Origin of the sequence: Rhizobium sp. TRM95796 (genome assembly GCF_025779995.1) — a bacterium.
Lineage (GTDB): Bacteria > Pseudomonadota > Alphaproteobacteria > Rhizobiales > Rhizobiaceae > Rhizobium_E.
The window spans coordinates 325,522-341,528 of sequence record NZ_JAOXHE010000002.1; the positions used below are offsets into that span (position 1 = coordinate 325,522).

General features: G+C 63.3%; 17 protein-coding genes. 10 read left to right on the top strand and 7 right to left on the bottom strand.

The window, feature by feature from the left end; translation table 11 throughout:
* Positions 1–8 precede the first annotated feature (8 nt).
* The 7 genes from OCK01_RS07655 (at position 9) to OCK01_RS07685 (ending at position 7,441) form a co-directional block, all read left to right on the top strand.
* Positions 9–1,436, top strand: a complete 1,428-nt coding sequence (locus tag OCK01_RS07655) for an ArnT family glycosyltransferase (RefSeq protein WP_263823239.1) — start codon at positions 9–11, stop codon at positions 1,434–1,436.
* A 266-nt stretch (positions 1,437–1,702) separates the two neighbouring features.
* Positions 1,703–2,143 carry a 30S ribosomal protein S6 gene (rpsF, locus tag OCK01_RS07660; RefSeq protein WP_182826710.1) on the top strand — a complete coding sequence of 147 codons (441 nt, stop codon included), beginning with the start codon at positions 1,703–1,705 and terminating at the stop codon, positions 2,141–2,143.
* Between the two features lie 12 nt (positions 2,144–2,155).
* Complete coding sequence (rpsR, locus tag OCK01_RS07665) at positions 2,156–2,404, top strand: 30S ribosomal protein S18 (protein WP_137154006.1); 249 nt, start codon at positions 2,156–2,158, stop codon at positions 2,402–2,404.
* 191 nt (positions 2,405–2,595) lie between these two features.
* Positions 2,596–3,570, top strand: a complete 975-nt coding sequence (locus tag OCK01_RS07670) for a YybS family protein (RefSeq protein WP_263823240.1) — start codon at positions 2,596–2,598, stop codon at positions 3,568–3,570.
* Between the two features lie 18 nt (positions 3,571–3,588).
* Positions 3,589–4,164, top strand: coding sequence for a 50S ribosomal protein L9 (gene rplI, locus OCK01_RS07675; protein WP_182826712.1), 576 nt, complete (start codon positions 3,589–3,591; stop codon positions 4,162–4,164).
* Positions 4,165–4,430: 266 nt separating this feature from the next.
* Positions 4,431–5,708 (top strand): SAM-dependent methyltransferase, encoded by a 1,278-nt coding sequence (locus tag OCK01_RS07680; protein ID WP_263823540.1) that lies wholly within the window; start codon positions 4,431–4,433, stop codon positions 5,706–5,708.
* A gap of 230 nt (positions 5,709–5,938) precedes the next feature.
* Positions 5,939–7,441 carry a replicative DNA helicase gene (locus OCK01_RS07685; protein ID WP_263823541.1) on the top strand — a complete coding sequence of 501 codons (1,503 nt, stop codon included), beginning with the start codon at positions 5,939–5,941 and terminating at the stop codon, positions 7,439–7,441.
* Positions 7,442–7,470: 29 nt separating this feature from the next.
* Here OCK01_RS07685 and OCK01_RS07690 read toward each other — a convergent pair whose 3' ends face one another.
* The 5 genes from OCK01_RS07690 to OCK01_RS07710 form a co-directional block, all read right to left on the bottom strand.
* Complete coding sequence (locus tag OCK01_RS07690) at positions 7,471–7,740, bottom strand: type II toxin-antitoxin system RelE family toxin (protein WP_263823241.1); 270 nt, start codon at positions 7,738–7,740, stop codon at positions 7,471–7,473.
* Positions 7,724–7,951 (bottom strand): hypothetical protein, encoded by a 228-nt coding sequence (locus OCK01_RS07695; RefSeq protein ID WP_263823242.1) that lies wholly within the window; start codon positions 7,949–7,951, stop codon positions 7,724–7,726. The genes OCK01_RS07690 and OCK01_RS07695 overlap by 17 nt, the downstream gene beginning before the upstream one ends.
* Before the next feature lie 150 nt (positions 7,952–8,101).
* Positions 8,102–8,404, bottom strand: coding sequence for an AzlD family protein (locus tag OCK01_RS07700; protein WP_263823243.1), 303 nt, complete (start codon positions 8,402–8,404; stop codon positions 8,102–8,104).
* The gene (locus tag OCK01_RS07705; RefSeq protein WP_263823244.1) at positions 8,401–9,093 is read right to left on the bottom strand and encodes an AzlC family ABC transporter permease; all 693 of its coding nucleotides are present in this window, start codon (positions 9,091–9,093) and stop codon (positions 8,401–8,403) included. Before OCK01_RS07705 ends, OCK01_RS07700 begins: the two co-directional genes overlap by 4 nt.
* 64 nt (positions 9,094–9,157) lie before the next feature.
* Positions 9,158–10,018 (bottom strand): AraC family transcriptional regulator, encoded by an 861-nt coding sequence (locus tag OCK01_RS07710; RefSeq protein ID WP_263823245.1) that lies wholly within the window; start codon positions 10,016–10,018, stop codon positions 9,158–9,160.
* Positions 10,019–10,121: 103 nt separating this feature from the next.
* Between OCK01_RS07710 and alr the strand changes: the two genes are divergently transcribed.
* The 3 genes from alr to pssA all read left to right on the top strand — a co-directional run bounded on the left by alr (position 10,122) and on the right by pssA (position 12,971).
* Positions 10,122–11,234 (top strand): alanine racemase, encoded by a 1,113-nt coding sequence (gene alr / locus OCK01_RS07715; protein WP_263823246.1) that lies wholly within the window; start codon positions 10,122–10,124, stop codon positions 11,232–11,234.
* A 130-nt stretch (positions 11,235–11,364) separates the two neighbouring features.
* Entirely contained in the window at positions 11,365–12,063 is a 699-nt protein-coding gene (locus OCK01_RS07720) for a phosphatidylserine decarboxylase (RefSeq protein WP_182826720.1), read from the top strand.
* Between the two features lie 11 nt (positions 12,064–12,074).
* A complete protein-coding gene (gene pssA, locus OCK01_RS07725) occupies positions 12,075–12,971 on the top strand; it encodes a CDP-diacylglycerol--serine O-phosphatidyltransferase (protein WP_263823247.1) in 897 nt (298 codons plus the stop codon).
* Here the strand turns inward: pssA and OCK01_RS07730 are convergent, their stop codons facing one another.
* Together OCK01_RS07730 and OCK01_RS07735 are read right to left on the bottom strand one after the other, a co-directional pair.
* Positions 12,972–15,125 carry an AMP-binding protein gene (locus OCK01_RS07730; RefSeq protein ID WP_263823248.1) on the bottom strand — a complete coding sequence of 718 codons (2,154 nt, stop codon included), beginning with the start codon at positions 15,123–15,125 and terminating at the stop codon, positions 12,972–12,974.
* An 84-nt stretch (positions 15,126–15,209) separates the two neighbouring features.
* Entirely contained in the window at positions 15,210–15,947 is a 738-nt protein-coding gene (locus OCK01_RS07735; RefSeq protein WP_263823249.1) for an SDR family NAD(P)-dependent oxidoreductase, read from the bottom strand.
* Positions 15,948–16,007 lie beyond the last annotated feature (60 nt).

A 16,007-nucleotide genomic window follows, 5' to 3' on the forward strand; every position in this document is an offset into this window, starting at 1 on the left:
AGCCCGCAATGACCGTCCGCGCCAGCCTCGTCATCATCCTCGCCGTCACCGTCTGGCGGATCGTCTGGCTCGCCTTCGATCGCACCGACCTGTTTGTCGACGAAGCGCAATACTGGCTGTGGTCGCAGCATCTCGATTTCGGCTATTACTCCAAGCCGCCGATGATCGCCTGGATCATCGCGGCGGTCACGGGCGCGGCCGGTTCGAGCGACATTGTCTGGATCAGGCTGTGCGGCCCGCTCCTGCACGCCGCCAATGCGCTGATGCTGATGGCGGCGGCCCGGCGCGTGACTTCGCCGGAAAACGCCGCCTGGGTGGGCGCGAGCTATATCGCCATCCCCGCCGTCACGCTGTCGGCCTATATGTTCTCCACCGACGTGCCGCTGATCTTCTTCATCGCGCTGACGCTGTGGGCCTATCTCGGCCTCACCGAAAAACGGTCTGTCACGCTCGCGCTCGTCATGGGCCTCGGCGTCGGCTGCGCCTTCCTGTCCAAATATGCGTTGCTGTTCCTGCTGCCGGGCGGCGCGCTGGCGCTTCTGCTCATCCCGCAGGCGCGGATCGCCATCCGCGATTTCGCGATCTCGGTCGTCGTCGCGGCCCTCGTCGCCGCGCCCAATCTTCTCTGGAACCTCACCCATGGCGGCGCGACGGTGAAGCATACGGAAGACATAGCCAGATGGAACCAGATGGCGCTGAAGCCGCTCAAGGCGCTGGAATTCTTCGGCGCGCAATTGGCGGTGATGGGGCCAATCCTGTTTGCGGCGCTGCTTTATGCGGGCTTTCTGACGATCCGCCGGCGGGCGGAGCCGCATGAACGCATCCTTCTCTGGCTGTCTCTGCCGGTGGTGGGGCTGATCACGTTGCAGGCCTTGATCGCCAAGGCCGAGGCCAATTGGGCGGCCTCCGCCTATGCCGCCGGCGCCATCGTCGCCGTCATGCTGCTCGCCCGGCTCTGGCCGCGCGGGCTGACGCTGTCGCTGGCGCTGACGGGGGCGATTGCGCTGGCCTTCCCGATCCTGCCCGCTTTTCCCGAGGCAATCCCCTTCGGTCTGGTCAAGCGCAACACGGGCCGCGCCGAAGTGAGCCTCAAGGCGGCGGAACTGGCGCGCGCCGCGGGACTTACCATCATCGTCTCCGACAACCGCGACATGCTCGCCGACCTCTTCCATACGCTGCGCGATTCCAAGCTCACGCTCAAAGCGCAGGCTCCGGAAGGTTTTCCTGAAAACTACTATGAACAGACATTCCCCTATGCGCTCCAGGATGGCGCCGAACCCGGCCAGAAGGCCCTTTTCCTGACCCGCAAGCCGCTGGACTGCGCGGCAGCGACGCCGAAACTGCTGGTCAGTTGGACGCCGGAGACAGGCTATTATCGCGGGCGGACGATCTACGCCTATGAAACGCAAGCTGGCTGCCTGCAGCCGCGCGGCTGAGGGGTTGCAATCCCCGGCTTTCCGTGTATAAGCCCGCTTCATCAAACATCCGGTCTTATTGGCTGGTGGCTGTACGGAAGGCCGGTTTCGAGAATGAAACCGCTTGGAGCCAGAGGGTTCCGGCTTCCCGTGTCTCCGCTCTCGACCGTGAACCGTAAAGACGCTTTTCTTGCCCGCGAGGTCCGCCTCGCACCCAGAGATCAGTCGTTGAGGCTTGGCGCCAAACCGGATGGGATTGATGAAACGCAAGAAAGGCAAAGAGTTTCATGGCTCTCTATGAACACATTCTCCTTGCCCGCCAGGATCTCGCAGCCCCGCAGGTCGACGCTATCGTCGAAACCTACAAGGGCGTGATCGAAGCCGCTGGCGGCAAAGTTGGTCGCATCGAAAACTGGGGCCTCAAGGGCCTGACCTACCGCATCAAGAAGAACCGCAAGGCCTTCTACGTTCTCATGGACGTTGACGCCCCGGCTGCTGCGATGCAGGAAGTCGAGCGCCAGGAGCGCTACAACGAAGACATCCTCCGCTTCATGACCGTCAAGGTCGAAGCTCACGAGGAAGGCCCCTCCGCCATGATGCAGAAGCGCGACCGCGACGACCGTCCGCGCCGCGAAGATGGCGACCGTCCGTTCCGTCCGCGCCGCGAAGACGGCGATCGTCCGCCGCGTCGCGATGGCGACCGTCCGTTCCGTCCGCGCGAATCCTAAGGAGATCCTGTAATGGCTGACACTTCCTCCGCTCCGGCGCGCCGTCCGTTCCATCGTCGTCGCAAGACCTGCCCGTTCTCGGGCGCCAATGCGCCGCGCATCGACTACAAGGACGTCAAGCTCCTGTCCCGCTACATTTCCGAGCGCGGCAAGATCGTTCCTTCGCGCATCACCGCGGTTTCCCAGAAGAAGCAGCGCGAACTGGCCCAGGCCATCAAGCGCGCCCGCTTCCTCGGCCTGCTGCCCTACGTCGTCGCTTAATCGCGGCTGACTCTGCGGCAAGACTCAGCGTCATCTGACTCTGCGTCATGACTTGAGGGGATGGCGGCTTCGCCCTCCCCTTTCCCTTCCGCGATGGGCGCGGATCGGAACTTTGAAATCCCATGTTGGGGACCTTGCGGAAACGCCTCCCCTAACTGCGAACCCCTCGGGCGCAGGACAGCGAGAGTTTGATGACGAAAACCATGAACCCGATCCTGATCGGCGTGATCGCCGGATTGGCCGCCGCCGTTCTGATGGCTGCGGGCGGGTATTTCGTCGCGCTTTCGATCATCCTTATTTTCCTGTCGATGGCCGCGATCTTCGCCGCCGGCCTCGGTTTCGGTCTTCTCGCCTGCATCGTCGCGATCGGCACGGCGGCGCTCGCTAACGCCGTTCTTCTGTCTTCCCCGCTCGCTTTCCTGATGACCGCGGCTCCGCTGGTTCCCGCAGCGGTGATGAGCCATCTCGCCAACATGTCTCGCCCCGCGAGCGAGATCGGCGGCCCCGATACCGCCACCGCATGGTATCCGCTCTCGGACGTGCTGTTCGCGGGCGCCGTGCTGACGGCGATCGCCTCGGTCTACACCACGCTCGCCTCGCCGCATATCGAGGCGCTCTATGCTGCGCTCGCCGACGCCATGCAGCAGATGATGGCGGATATGAGCGGCGCCGGCGCCCAGATGGACACGCTGCCCCGCGACGAAATGATCGCGTTGATCCGGGTGATCTGGCCCTTCGCCCAGGCGATGCAGATGATGATCGCGCTGTTCGCCGGCTTTTATTTCGCGATGCGCTTCCTCTCCGCCGCCGGTCGCAACCTCCGCCCGCGCGAGGACATGGCGACCAGCCTGCGCATGAACCGGGTGGCCATCGTCGTCTTGATCGCCGGCCTGGCGGCGATGTTCGTCGGCGGCAAGATCGGCATGATCGGCGCGAGCCTGGTCGGCGCCTGCGCCGGCGGTTTCCTGCTCGCCGGTTTCGCGGTGATCCACGCCTATCTGCGCGGCAAGAGCTGGGGCTTTCCCGGCCTCGTGCTGGTCTATCTGCTGACTTTCTTCTTCCTGCCCGTGATCGGCTTCCTGCTGGTCATCGCTGGCGGGCTCGCCAATCCGCGTCGCGCCATCCCGCTGACGCAGAACAAACCCGCAAACGACGCCAACACCTAACTCTGAAAGGACAAGACAATGGAAGTCATTCTTCTCGAACGCGTCAACAAACTCGGCCAGATGGGCGAAACCGTGAAGGTTCGCGACGGCTACGCCCGTAACTTCCTGCTGCCGATGGGCAAGGCGCTGCGCGCCAACGCCGGCAACAAGGCTCGCTTCGAATCCGAGCGCGCCACGCTCGAAGCCCGTAACCTCGAGCGCCGTTCGGAAGCGCAGAAGGTCGCCGACCAGCTCGAAGGCAAGTCCTTCATCGTGGTTCGCTCCGCCGGCGAAACCGGCCAGCTCTACGGCTCGGTCGCCGCGCGCGACATCGTCGACGTGCTCGCCGCCGAAGGCTTCAACATCGGCCGCAACCAGGTCGACCTGAACACCCCGATCAAGGCCATCGGCCTGCACAAGGTTGTTCTGCACCTGCATGCGGAAGTCGAGATCGAGATCGAGCTCAACGTCGCCCGCTCGGCTGATGAAGCCGGTCGCCAGGCCAAGGGTGAAGACCTCACCTCCGCCGAAGCCATCTACGGCGTCGACGAAGACGCGCTGCGTCCGGAAGACTTCTTCGATCCGAATTCCGTCGAGGAAGACGACGAAATCTGATCCGGCCATTTGGAAACTTTCCAGACACGCCTCAAAGACAACGCCTCCGGTGAAAACCGGAGGCGTTTCTCTTTTGAAATTTACCATAAATGCCGCTTATTTCATCGCCAGCCGGAGCCTGCTTCAACAGGGGCAATTTTCCTATTGAAAACGCGACTTTTTTTGGTAGCTTAAAGAATAATTAACGTTTCGTAAGGTGCTGCTACCGTCGCGTCATCGTTACCGCCCCGGCCGCAGTCAGACTCTGTCGCGTGGTGACACCCATGTTGCATGCTCTTCTGCATAAATTCATTTCGACCATCATCCGCCGTGGCAACCTCACCGTTACCTTCTCGAACGGCAAGTCCCGACATTACGGCGGCGGCCACGGAAAACCGGTCCATATCCGCTTCAACACCAAACGCGCCGAGCGCGGCATTCTCGGCAATCCGGAATTCTACCTCGGACACTATTATGCCGAAGGTGAGATCGATCTCGTCCAGGGCGACATGTATGATTTTCTGGAGGCGGTGTTCACCGGCGATCCCGGCGGGGAGTTCCAGCAACGCCCCTGGATGAAGGCGATCGCCGCGCTGCGCTACAAGCTGCGGCATTTCAAGGAGTTCAACGTCGCGGACCGGTCGCGCAGGAACGTCCAGCATCACTACGACCTGACCGGCGCGCTCTACGATCTGTTCCTCGACAAGGATCGACAATATTCCTGCGCCTATTTCGAGACCAAAGACGCCGATCTCGAAGAGGCGCAACTCGCCAAAAAGCGGCACATCGCCGCCAAGATGGCGATGACGCGGCCCGGCCTCTCCGTGCTCGACATCGGCTGCGGCTGGGGCGGCATGGCGCTTTATCTCGCCCGTTTCCTCGGCGCCTCGGTCAAGGGCGTGACGCTGTCGGACGAACAGCTCACGATCGCCCGCAAGCGCGCCGAGGATGTCGGCTTCGCCGAGCGCGTTCGCTTTGAACTCGAAGACTACCGGCATGTGCAGGAGCAGTTTGACCGGTTGGTGTCGGTGGGCATGTTCGAACATGTCGGACGCCCTTTCTACGACCAGTATTTTCAGCAATGCGCCAAGCTTCTCAAGAAGGATGGCGTGATGCTGCTGCACACGATCGGCCGCACCGATGTGCCCGCAACCACCAACGCTTTCATCGAGAAATACATCTTCCCCGGCGGCTATATCCCGGCGCTGTCGGAAGTGATGCCGGCGATCGAGCGCTCCGGCCTGAAGATCACCGACATCGAGATCCTGCGCCTGCATTACGCCGAGACGCTGAAGGCGTGGCGCGAGCGATTCATGGCGCGGCGCGACGAGGCGAAGGGGCTGTATGACGAACGGTTCTGCCGGATGTGGGAATTCTATCTCGCCGGCTCCGAAAGCGCCTTCCGCTGGCAGAACCTGGTGATCTTCCAGATACAGCTCGCCCATGACCAGCAAGCCGTGCCGCTGACGCGCGATTACATCCACGAGGCGGAGGCCTGTCTGCGCGCGATCGAGCAGCGCCAGGGCGAAGGCGTGGCGCGCTTTCCGCAGGCGGCGGCGGAGTAGCTCCGGCGCGCGATTCTCTTTTGAATTTCAAGGGCCTGATCTATAGTCGATCAGGCTTTTTCCGATTCGGCCTGGTCAATTCCGGACCGGTTCAAGGGAAAAGTTATCCACCATGCCCGACGTCCTGTGGACATCGGACAAAAGAATCGGAAAAAGCGGCGGCAATCGACTCCCGGGCGACTTTGCCCCCTATAGATGGCCGACAACATATTCATGACAGGCAGATGACCATGAAGGACGCCGCGCGCCGACTAAGCGCCATCAGCAATACCGAAGCGACCCCGCATCACCGTGAGGCTCCGAACAATATCGAGGCCGAACAGGCGCTGCTCGGCGCGATCCTGGTCAACAACGACGCCTATTACCGCGTGTCGGATTTCCTGAAGCCGGTGCATTTCTACGAGCCGCTGCATCGCCGCATCTACGAGGTCGCCGCCGACATCATCCGCATGGGCAAGACCGCCCATCCGGTGACGATCAAGACCTTCCTGCCGGCCGAAGAAAAAGTCGGCGACATGACGGTGGCGCAATATCTCGCCCAACTCGCCGCAAACGCCGTCACCATCATCAACGCCGAGGATTACGGCCGCGCGATCTACGATCTCGCGCTCCGCCGCTCGCTGATCACCATCGGCGAGGATATGGTCAATATCGCCTATGACGCGCCGCTGGACATGCCGCCGCAGACGCAGATCGAGGACACCGAGCGCCGCCTGTTCGAACTCGCCGAAACCGGCCGCTACGACGGCGGCTTCCAGTCCTTCGCCGACGCGGTGTCGCAAGCGATCGATATGGCCGGCGCCGCCTTCGAGCGCGACGGCAGCCTGTCGGGCATTTCCACCGGCATCCACTCGCTCGACGCCCGCATGGGCGGTCTGCAGCGTTCGGACTTGATCGTTCTCGCCGGACGTCCCGGCATGGGCAAGACCTCGCTCGCCACCAACATCGCCTACAACATCGCCGCATCCTACGAGCCGGAAGTGCTGCCCGATGGATCTTTCAAGGCGCGCAACGGCGGCGTCGTCGCCTTCTATTCGCTCGAAATGTCGGCCGAACAGCTGGCCACCCGCATCATCTCGGAGCAGACGGAAGTCTCATCCTCCAAGATCCGTCGCGGCGACATCACCGAAGCTGATTTCGAAAAGCTGGTCGCCTGTTCGCAGATGATGCAGAAGATCCCGCTGTTCATCGACCAGACCGGCGGCATCTCCATCGCCCAGCTATCGGCCCGCGCCCGTCGCCTGAAGCGCCAGCGCGGCCTGGATTGCATGGTGGTCGACTATATCCAGCTGATGACCGGTTCCGGAAAATCGGGTGAGAACCGCGTGCAGGAAATCACCCAGATCACCACCGGCCTCAAGGCGCTCGGCAAGGAGCTCAATGTTCCCATCATCGCGCTGTCGCAGCTGTCGCGTCAGGTGGAAAGCCGCGAAGACAAGCGCCCGCAGCTCTCGGACCTTCGCGAGTCCGGTTCGATCGAACAGGACGCCGACGTGGTGCTGTTCGTGTTCCGCGAGGAATATTACGTCAAGAACCTCGAGCCCCGCGATCCCGACGATCCCAAATACAACGAATGGGAACAGCTGTTCGACAAGGTCAAGGGCACGGCCGACGTCATCATCGCCAAGCAGCGCCACGGACCGACCGGCACCGTCAAGCTCGCCTTCCAGTCCGAATTCACCCGCTTCGCGGATCTGGCGGACCCGAGCTTCGCCCAATATGAAGAGCATTGAGGGATGGGTCGGGCGAAAGCCCGGCCTTTTCAATCGTAGACTTGGCTGCGATGCCCAACTCGCAATATGACAATTGTTATTTTCTGGTCGTGGATACGCGCGATCAATCGGTAGTCGCCGACCCGGTATTTCCACATGCCGAAAAAGCGCTTACCCTTCAATGCCTCGCCGATGGACCTAGGATCCTCCAACAAAGCGAGCCTCCGATACAAGAAGGTGATGATTCTTCGGCTTTGGAGGCGGTCGAGCTTTGATAGGTCTTTCCCGGCGCGCTCGTCGAACTCAATCTTCCACGCCATAAATCGCCACCAGTTCTTCCAGCGGCACCGTTTTCGAGCGGCCAGCTTCAAGATCCGCCAGCCGCTCTTCCGCGATGATTATATCTTCCATCTCGGCCAAGTGCTCCCGCAGCGCGGAAATTACCAGCGTGTCAGGGGTAACCCCCTCGCGCTGGGCGGCTGCGTCGAGCTTCTCCTGTAGATCATTTGGCAGGCGTAGAACCAGGTTCATAGATCACCTCGTTGAGGTACGGGCCATGCAAGCCCTCTCAACTAATGCACACTCTGAAAATTTTCTCAACTGAAGCCATAGATGCGGCTTCACTCCGAAAATGACAAAGCCTTGGTCAATTGCCGTGTCAGACTGTTGGTGAAGAACATCTTACAACCCCACCCGCCGCAGCACGAACACCGCCGCCACGCCAATCGCGATGCTGGCGAGCAGCGGCAGGCGGCGGGCGGAGAGAGCGGTGAGCGCGCAGGCGATGGTTTCGGCCCAGCCGGTGGCGAAGGCGGTGGGCGCGATGACGGCCATGAGTACGGCGGGCGGAATGGCGTCGAGGGCCTGGCGGGCGATCGGGCCGATCGGCACGACGCGGATGAGCATGGGGCCGGCGAGCCGGGTAAGGATGGTGGCGGACGCCATGGCGATGATGGCGAGGAGCGTGGCGGGATCGAGGCTCATGCGGCGTCTCCCTTGAGCGCAAGCGCGGTGGCGGCGACGAGGCCGGCCAACGCGCCCGCAACGATGTGCCAGGCGCCGCCGACGGTCTGATGGGTGACAACGGCAGCCGCGCCGCTTGCCAGAAGCACGAGCGCGGTGGCGCGGCCCTTCCAGAAGCCCATCACCAGCACGATGAACAAAGCCGGAAAAGCGAAATCCAAACCCGTGACCGCGGGATCGCCGAGAAGCGCGCCGAGGCCGGCGCCGATCAGGCTCGAAACGATCCAGTTGAGATAGAAGGGCGCTGCCATGCCGAAATAGTAAGCGGGCGTGAGCGGTGCAGCGCGGGCGCGCGCTTCGGCCAGCGCCCAGTTCTCATCGGCCATCACCATCAGCGCCAGCGGCTTCTGCGGCCCGCGAAAGGCTGACAGCGCGCGGTCGAGCGACGCGCCCATCAGCACATGCCGCATATTGACCAGCAGCGCCGCAAAACCCAGAGCGCTCCAGGACGCCGGATGCGTCCAGAGATCCATGGCGACGAATTGCGAGCCGCCGGCAAAGACGAGCGCGCTCATCAGGCCGACTTCGAGCGGCGACAGGCCCTTGCCTACCGCAACCGCGCCGAAGACGAGGCCGATGGGAAAGGCGGCGATGATGATGGGGAAGATGGTGCGGGCTCCGAGGAGCATGTCGGATCGGGTCTCAGTCATGGCGTTTCCTTCAATCGCTCGCCGCATAACGCGAGCGGGGCGGAAACGTCTTGAAGGAAATTGATCAGCCGGCGCGGAAAACAGCGGGCGTCACCCCGGTGCGCGCCTTGAAATGCCGCGTCAGATGCGCCTGATCGGCGAAACCGCACAGCATCGCCGTTTCCGACGGCGCTGCGCCTCGCCGCAGAAGCCGCCTCGCCCGGCGGATGCGCAGATCGGTTTGATAGGCATGCGGCGTGATGAAATAGTGCTTGCGGAAAGCGCGGATGAGATGGGCGCGGCTCAGACCAACGATGCGCGCCAGCAAGTCCAGCGAGATCTCCTCCTCATAATGGGCGTCGATGTAGTCGCGGGCGCGGCGCACGCCCAACGGCTCCGCACGGTCAGGCGGTGCGACGATCTGAGCGCCGTGCCGGGAGAATATTTCGAGCAGCACCGTATACATGCTCTCCTCGCCCTCGAGCGCGCTTGCGCCTTCCTCGATGGCGCGATGGGCGCGGCAGAAGCGCTCGGCCAGATGCGGATCGGAGATCAGTTGCCGTTGGAAGCTCGGCGCGCCGTGGAGAACCTTTCCGCTGACATCCTCCAGGATTTCCGTGAACACCTGCGTGTCCGGATAGATCATGCGGTAGCGATAGCCGTCTTCGGCCCCCGGTTGGCCGTCATGGGTTTCGCCGGGATTGATGAGGTAGAGAGCGCCCGGACCGGTCATTTCCCGTGCGCCGCGGATCATAGCCATCTGGCAGCCGGCTTCGATCGAACCGATCGAAAACGTGTCGTGGGAATGCGGCGAGAATTCGTGGGTGATGAAGGTGGCCCGCATGCATTCCATATCCCTGAAGCGGGCGTCCCGCCAGAACCGCGCATGTTCGGATTTATCGGTCGGCATGGCGTCGGAGGCCTGCCGCTGGGAAATGTTATGCATGCGCCCGTCTTATCAGACGCCGCGCCGAGGGTCTTGAACAAAATGCGCGGGGCCCCTGCCGCCGCCGTTGCCCCGCGCGGCGTTTGCCCTTATTCCAGCCCGCATGCGCCATGATCCTCTCCCGCCGCCCGATTTCACCGTCGCCGCCAGCCGCCTCACCATCGACGTCGGCGCCTGCGTCGCCAATTGGCGCGACATCGCGGCGCGCTCCAAGGCGCAGACTGGCGCCGCAGTGAAAGCCGACGCCTATGGACTCGGCGTCGAGGCTATCGCGCCGGCGCTCGTGCGCGCCGGATGCAAGAACTTCTTCGTTGCGACGATCGAGGAAGGCGCATGCCTGCGCGCGCTTGCGCCGGACGCCCGCATCTTCTCCGTCTCCGGCCTCTGGTCCGGCCAGGAAGCCCTCGCAATCAGCCGCAGGATCATTCCGGTCGCCGCTTCGCCCGAACAATTGGATCTGATCGCCGGCTTGGGCGGAGCGCTGGACCATGCCTTGTTCATCGACACCGGCATGAACCGCCTCGGGCTGACGCCCTCACAGGCTTCGGCCTATGCGCAATCGGGAGGCGAGCCTGTCGTGGTGATGAGCCACCTCGCCTGCGCCGATGAAGCCGACAACGCTCTGAATGCGCGGCAAAACGAGTCTTTTCAACCGCTTGCCGCGCTTTTCGAAGAGGCCGAGTCAAGCCTTTCGAGTTCCGCTGGAATTCTGCTGGGGCCGGACTATCACTATGATCTCACCCGACCCGGCATCGCTCTCTATGGCGGGCTGACGCTGGACGGATTCTTGCCGCGCCCGGTGGCCACCGCCGAGGCGCGGATCATCCAGATCCGCACCGCCAAAGCCGGCGAGACCGTGAGCTATGGCGCGCGCGAAAAACTCGACCGCGACAGCCGCATCGCCATCCTCGGCGCGGGTTACGCGGACGGCTGGCATCGCGCGGCGTCCGGCGCCGGCGCCCCCTTGCGGGATACGGGCCTCAAATCCGGCGGGGTCATGATCTCCGGCCATCGCGCCCCTATCCTCGGGCGCATCACCATGGACCTGACCATGGTCGACGTCACCGAAATACCCGAAGGTCTCGTCCGAGCCGGCGATTACGCCGAATTCTTCGGGCCCAATGTTCCCATCGAAGACGCCGCCCGCGCCGCCGGCACGATCAGCTATGAATTGCTGACCAGTCTCGGCAAACGCTATGTGAGACGCATCGTCTGACGCGCGGCCCATTTGCGTCCTTCTTCGGGTCCAAGACGCGAACTATCCCCACCCGCATCTTGAACATGGTTGAAGGGGCGCCCATTTCGCGCTAGGCCAAAGCCTGACGAAAACAGGAGTTTTTCCCACCATGAGCCTGGTCGACACGATCAAGAGCACCCTTGTTCCCATTCACCGCGAGGGACACAAGTTCATCCTGGCCTTTTTCGTGGCCTCCGTGGTGCTGGGCCTCATCTGGTATCCGCTGTTCTGGGTCGGCATGGTGCTGACGGCATGGTGCGCCTATTTCTTCCGCGATCCCGAGCGGTCTGTGCCGCAGGACGAGGACTGGGTGATCAGCCCGGCCGACGGCAAGGTGTCGCTGATCTCCGTTTGCCCGCCCCCGGCCGAACTCGGCCTCGGCGACGAGCCGATGCTGAAGATTTCGGTGTTCATGAATGTGTTCAACTGCCATGTGAACCGCGCGCCCATGCGCGGCTCGATCAGCCAGATCGCCTATCGCGAAGGCAAGTTCCTCAGCGCCGACCTCGACAAGGCGAGCGACGAGAATGAACGCAACGGGCTGGTGATCGACACGGTTCGCGGAAAGATCGGCGTCGTGCAGGTTGCGGGGCTGGTGGCGCGGCGCATCGTCTGCTGGTCCCATGCAGGCCAGGCCATCGACGCCGGTGAGCGTTTCGGCCTGATCCGCTTCGGCTCGCGCCTCGACGTGTATCTGCCCGAAGGCTTTACGCCGCGGGTCTCGATCGGTCAGACGGCGATCGCCGGTGAAACTTTGCTCGCCGAATTCGGTTCCGACAAAGGCCCGGTGCTGACGCGCCGCATCTGACGGAGAGACACATGGACAACGCAGCCCTGCCGCCCGACAGCGCGGACGTCGAAGAAGACAGCGGGCGCGGGCCGCGCCTTCGCGAGATTCCGCTTCGGATGATGGTGCCCAACCTCATCACGGTGCTCGCCATCTGCGCCGGCCTCACCGGCATCCGCCTCGCCTTCGAGAACCGCTTCGAACTCGCCGTCAGCATGGTGCTGCTGGCGGCGTTTCTCGACGGCATCGACGGCCGCGTCGCCAGGATGATGCGGGCGACGTCGAATTTCGGCGTGCAGATGGATTCGCTCGCCGACATCATCAATTTCGGCGTCGCGCCGGCGCTGGTGCTCTATGTCTATATTCTCGACGACGCGCGCTCGATCGGTTGGATCGCGGCGCTGATCTACGCCATCTCGGCCGGATTGCGGCTGGCGCGGTTCAACGTCATGGTCGACAGGCCGAACAAGCCGAAATGGCTGTCGGAATATTTCGTCGGCGTCCCTGCGCCCGCCGGTGCGCTTCTGGTGCTGACCCCTGTCTATCTCGGCTTTCTCGGCTTCGACATCGCCTCTTATATCGGCCCCGACATGCGACGCTACCTCGCCTATGCGACGGCGGCCTATACGGTGCTGATCGGCTATCTGCTGGTGTCGCGCGTCCCGGTCTGGTCGGGCAAGGCGCAAGGCATGATCCGCCGCGAGAACGCCCTGCCCTTTATTCTCGTCGTCGTTCTCTATGTAGCGTTGCTGATGAGCTTCACCTGGCAGGTGCTCGCCGTCACCTCGATTGCCTATCTCTGCACCCTGCCCTTCGGCGCGCGCGCCTGGCAGAAGAAATATGGCGGCCTGCCGCCGCATGAAACGGCTCTGGAAGAAGGCGTGGTGCCCGACGACAAGACGATCCGCGCAGCCGAGGCGACAGACTGATCACACAGATGCGTCGGCGCGCCCCGCAATCGCCCGGCGGTTGATTTCGGGATAGTCCGTCTTGCCCGAACCGAGACGGGGAATGGCCTCAACCTCCATGATGCTGTCGGGGATCAGCAGCTCTGACAGTCCGAGGCTTCTGGCGCCGGCGATCAGGTCGCTCTTGCCGGCCGGACGATGCGTGGTGAGCAGCACCAGCTTCTCGCCGCGCCGGGGATCGGCCAAGGCCACCGCCGCGTGATCGGCCTCGGGCCAGACCTGATTGGCGAGTTTTTCCAAAGCGCCGAGCGACACCATCTCGCCGGCGATCTTGGCGAAGCGCTTGGCGCGACCACGAATGGTGATGAAGCCGCGCGCGTCGATCTCCACGATATCGCCGGTGTCGTGCCATTTGCCATGCAGTGGGCTCAGCACGCCCGGCGCTTCCGGCAGATAATAACCCATCATCACGTTGGGACCGGCGATCGAGAGACGCTTGCCGTCCTCCATGCCCTCGACGGGTTCGAGAGTCATATCCATGCCCGGCAGCAGCCGACCGACCGAGCCATCCTTGGAAAAACTCGTCGAATTGACCGCGACGACCGGCGACGCCTCGGTCATCCCGTAGCCTTCGAGAATGAGGACTCCGAAGCGGTCCAGAAAGATGCGGCGGGTCTCCGGCCTGACAGGCTCGGCCCCGGCGACGATCATGCGCAGGCTTTCGAAATCGCCTTCTTTGGCGGAGCGACCATAGCCCATGAGAAACGTGTCCGTGCCGAACATGATGGTCGGGCGCACCTTGCGGGCGACGCCGGGAATAATCTTGTAGTGGAGCGGCGACGGATAGAGCGCCAGCCTGACCCCATAGGCCAACGGCAGCACCATGCCGCCCAACAGGCCGAAGGAATGGAAGAGCGGCAGGACATTGAACAGGGTATCTTCCTGTGAAATGTCGATGCGGCAGTCCGCCTGCGCGGCGTTGGAAAGCAGGTTGATCGACGACAGCGCGACACCTTTCGGGGCGCCCTCGGAGCCCGAGGTGAACAGCACGATCGCCACGTCGGTAGGCTCAGAGCGCCGGGCCGGCCAACGCCATAGGGCCACGCCCAGCACCTTTTCCCACCAGCCGATCTCTTTCTGGATGTCTTCGAGATAGACGAGCCGGACACCGCTTTCGATCAGGCGTTCGACCTGTTTTTCGAGCTCCGCGCGCTCGATGAACGCGCGCGAGGTCAACACGGTCTTGATCGCGGCGGTGGAGGCGGCGCTGGCGATCGCGGCCGCGCCGGCGGTGTAATTGAGCATGGCCGCGGGGGCGCCCGCAGAGGCGAGCGCGAGCACGGTCAGCACCGCGCCATTGGAATTGGGCAGCATCACGCCGACGGGTTTACCGCGCGGCGCAAATTCGGCGAAGCGCCGCGACAGCACCCGGACGCCGATCAACGCCTGGCGATAGGTCAGGCGTCCTCCGAGCGAATCCTCGAGGATATCGCGCGACGGCCCGTAGAGCTTGGCGGCCTCGACCATCGCCTGAAACAGCGTGCGGTCGAGTTCGGCGGCGCGCAGCTTGGCCGCGGCGAGGCCATCGGCCATGTGGTCGGCCAGCGCGTGCCCCATCGCGTCGTTCATGGCGAATGGCGGCGCGGCGACGACCGAGATCTGCGGCCAGGCTTTGCGGGGCGCCTTCTCGCGCGACCAGAAGGAACCGACGCTATGGCGTGCGCCGGAGATGTGAAGCGGCACGATGCGGGCGGTCGCCTGCTTGGCCGCCTCGCCGATCTCGGCGAAGCGCGCCATGGTCGCCTCGGACGGCTCGACCTCTTTCGGCGCATAGATGCACAGTCGACCCTGACCCGCCAGGACCGAACGGACAAGCGGCATATAGAGCGAGGCGTCGCCTTCGAGCCTGACATGAAAGACGCCAACCGGGAGAAAGGCCTTCAGCAGAAGCCGATCCAGCCGGCTCTGCTCGGCGACGACGTAAATCACCGGCCCCACGAGCTCGGACGACTCGCGAAAGCCGCGATAGTGCGCCCCGAGCGCGAACTTCATCAGGGTCAGCGACAGCGCTTGACCATAGGTGAGCGCAGAGCCGGACTTTTCGCGCCATGCCGTGACCAGCCATGTGACGAGTGCGCCGCCCATGACGGCGATAACAGCGTTTACGAGGTTCACGGGTCCTCCCCATCATGCGCAAAACGACAGAATGTGCGAGGCCGCCTTCGAGTTCACGGCCCATTGAGCCGCTAAGCGAAAAAATTATGGCAATTTATAATCGGCGAACCGTTTTTCCCGCACGAGATAGAGTTTTCCGGTTTCCGTGACGTCTGGTCCGGTTAGTTCCGCAATGACCTTGGCCACCTCGCTCGGATGCGGAAGCATCGTGGGATCTTCGCCCGGATAGGCCTGGGCGCGCATGGCGGTGCGCGTGCCGCCGGGATCGACCGAGTTGACCTTCAACGGCAAGCGCTCGCTTTCGGCGGCCCATGTGCGCGCCAAAGCTTCGACCGCCGCTTTGGACGCCGAATAGGGCGCCCAGAACGGTTTGCATTTGTGCGCGAGGCTCGAGGACAGTATCAAGGCCCGGCCCTGATCGGATTTCTGCATCAGCGGATCGACCGAGCGAATGAGGCGCCAAGTGGCGGTGACATTGACCGTCATGACCTTTTCGAACACTTTGCCTTCGACATGGCCGATCGGCGAGATGACGCCGAGCAGGCCGGCATTGGCGACGAGAATGTCGAGCTTGCCCCAGCGCTCGAAGATCGCGCCGCCCAGCGCGTCGATCGCCGCCATGTCGGCGAGGTCGAAAGGAACGAGCGTGGCGCTTCCGCCCTCCGCCTTGATCGCGTCATCCAGTTCTTCGAGGCCGCCGACAGTGCGGGCGCAGGCGATGACATGCGCGCCCTTTCTCGCCAATTCGAGCGCCGTGAAATAACCGATGCCGCGCGAGGCGCCGGTGACAAGGGCGACGCGGCCGTTCAAGTCGAAATTCATGCTCTCTCCCAATATGCTTGCGGGAGAGCGCTTGGCTCTCCCGTCCCCCCTCGAGATTCC

Excerpts from the sequence above, each read along its gene's own strand:
- OCK01_RS07655 (WP_263823239.1), top strand. The coding sequence starts at position 9 with ATGACCGTCCGCGCCAGCCTCGTCATCATCCTCGCCGTCACCGTCTGG.
- rpsF (WP_182826710.1), top strand. The coding sequence starts at position 1,703 with ATGGCTCTCTATGAACACATTCTCCTTGCCCGCCAGGATCTCGCAGCC.
- rpsR (WP_137154006.1), top strand. The coding sequence starts at position 2,156 with ATGGCTGACACTTCCTCCGCTCCGGCGCGCCGTCCGTTCCATCGTCGT.
- OCK01_RS07670 (WP_263823240.1), top strand. The coding sequence starts at position 2,596 with ATGACGAAAACCATGAACCCGATCCTGATCGGCGTGATCGCCGGATTG.
- rplI (WP_182826712.1), top strand. The coding sequence starts at position 3,589 with ATGGAAGTCATTCTTCTCGAACGCGTCAACAAACTCGGCCAGATGGGC.
- OCK01_RS07685 (WP_263823541.1), top strand. The coding sequence starts at position 5,939 with ATGAAGGACGCCGCGCGCCGACTAAGCGCCATCAGCAATACCGAAGCG.
- OCK01_RS07690 (WP_263823241.1), bottom strand. The coding sequence starts at position 7,740 with ATGGCGTGGAAGATTGAGTTCGACGAGCGCGCCGGGAAAGACCTATCA.
- OCK01_RS07695 (WP_263823242.1), bottom strand. The coding sequence starts at position 7,951 with ATGAACCTGGTTCTACGCCTGCCAAATGATCTACAGGAGAAGCTCGAC.
- OCK01_RS07700 (WP_263823243.1), bottom strand. The coding sequence starts at position 8,404 with ATGAGCCTCGATCCCGCCACGCTCCTCGCCATCATCGCCATGGCGTCC.
- OCK01_RS07705 (WP_263823244.1), bottom strand. The coding sequence starts at position 9,093 with ATGACTGAGACCCGATCCGACATGCTCCTCGGAGCCCGCACCATCTTC.
- OCK01_RS07710 (WP_263823245.1), bottom strand. The coding sequence starts at position 10,018 with ATGCATAACATTTCCCAGCGGCAGGCCTCCGACGCCATGCCGACCGAT.
- alr (WP_263823246.1), top strand. The coding sequence starts at position 10,122 with ATGCGCCATGATCCTCTCCCGCCGCCCGATTTCACCGTCGCCGCCAGC.
- OCK01_RS07720 (WP_182826720.1), top strand. The coding sequence starts at position 11,365 with ATGAGCCTGGTCGACACGATCAAGAGCACCCTTGTTCCCATTCACCGC.
- pssA (WP_263823247.1), top strand. The coding sequence starts at position 12,075 with ATGGACAACGCAGCCCTGCCGCCCGACAGCGCGGACGTCGAAGAAGAC.
- OCK01_RS07735 (WP_263823249.1), bottom strand. The coding sequence starts at position 15,947 with ATGAATTTCGACTTGAACGGCCGCGTCGCCCTTGTCACCGGCGCCTCG.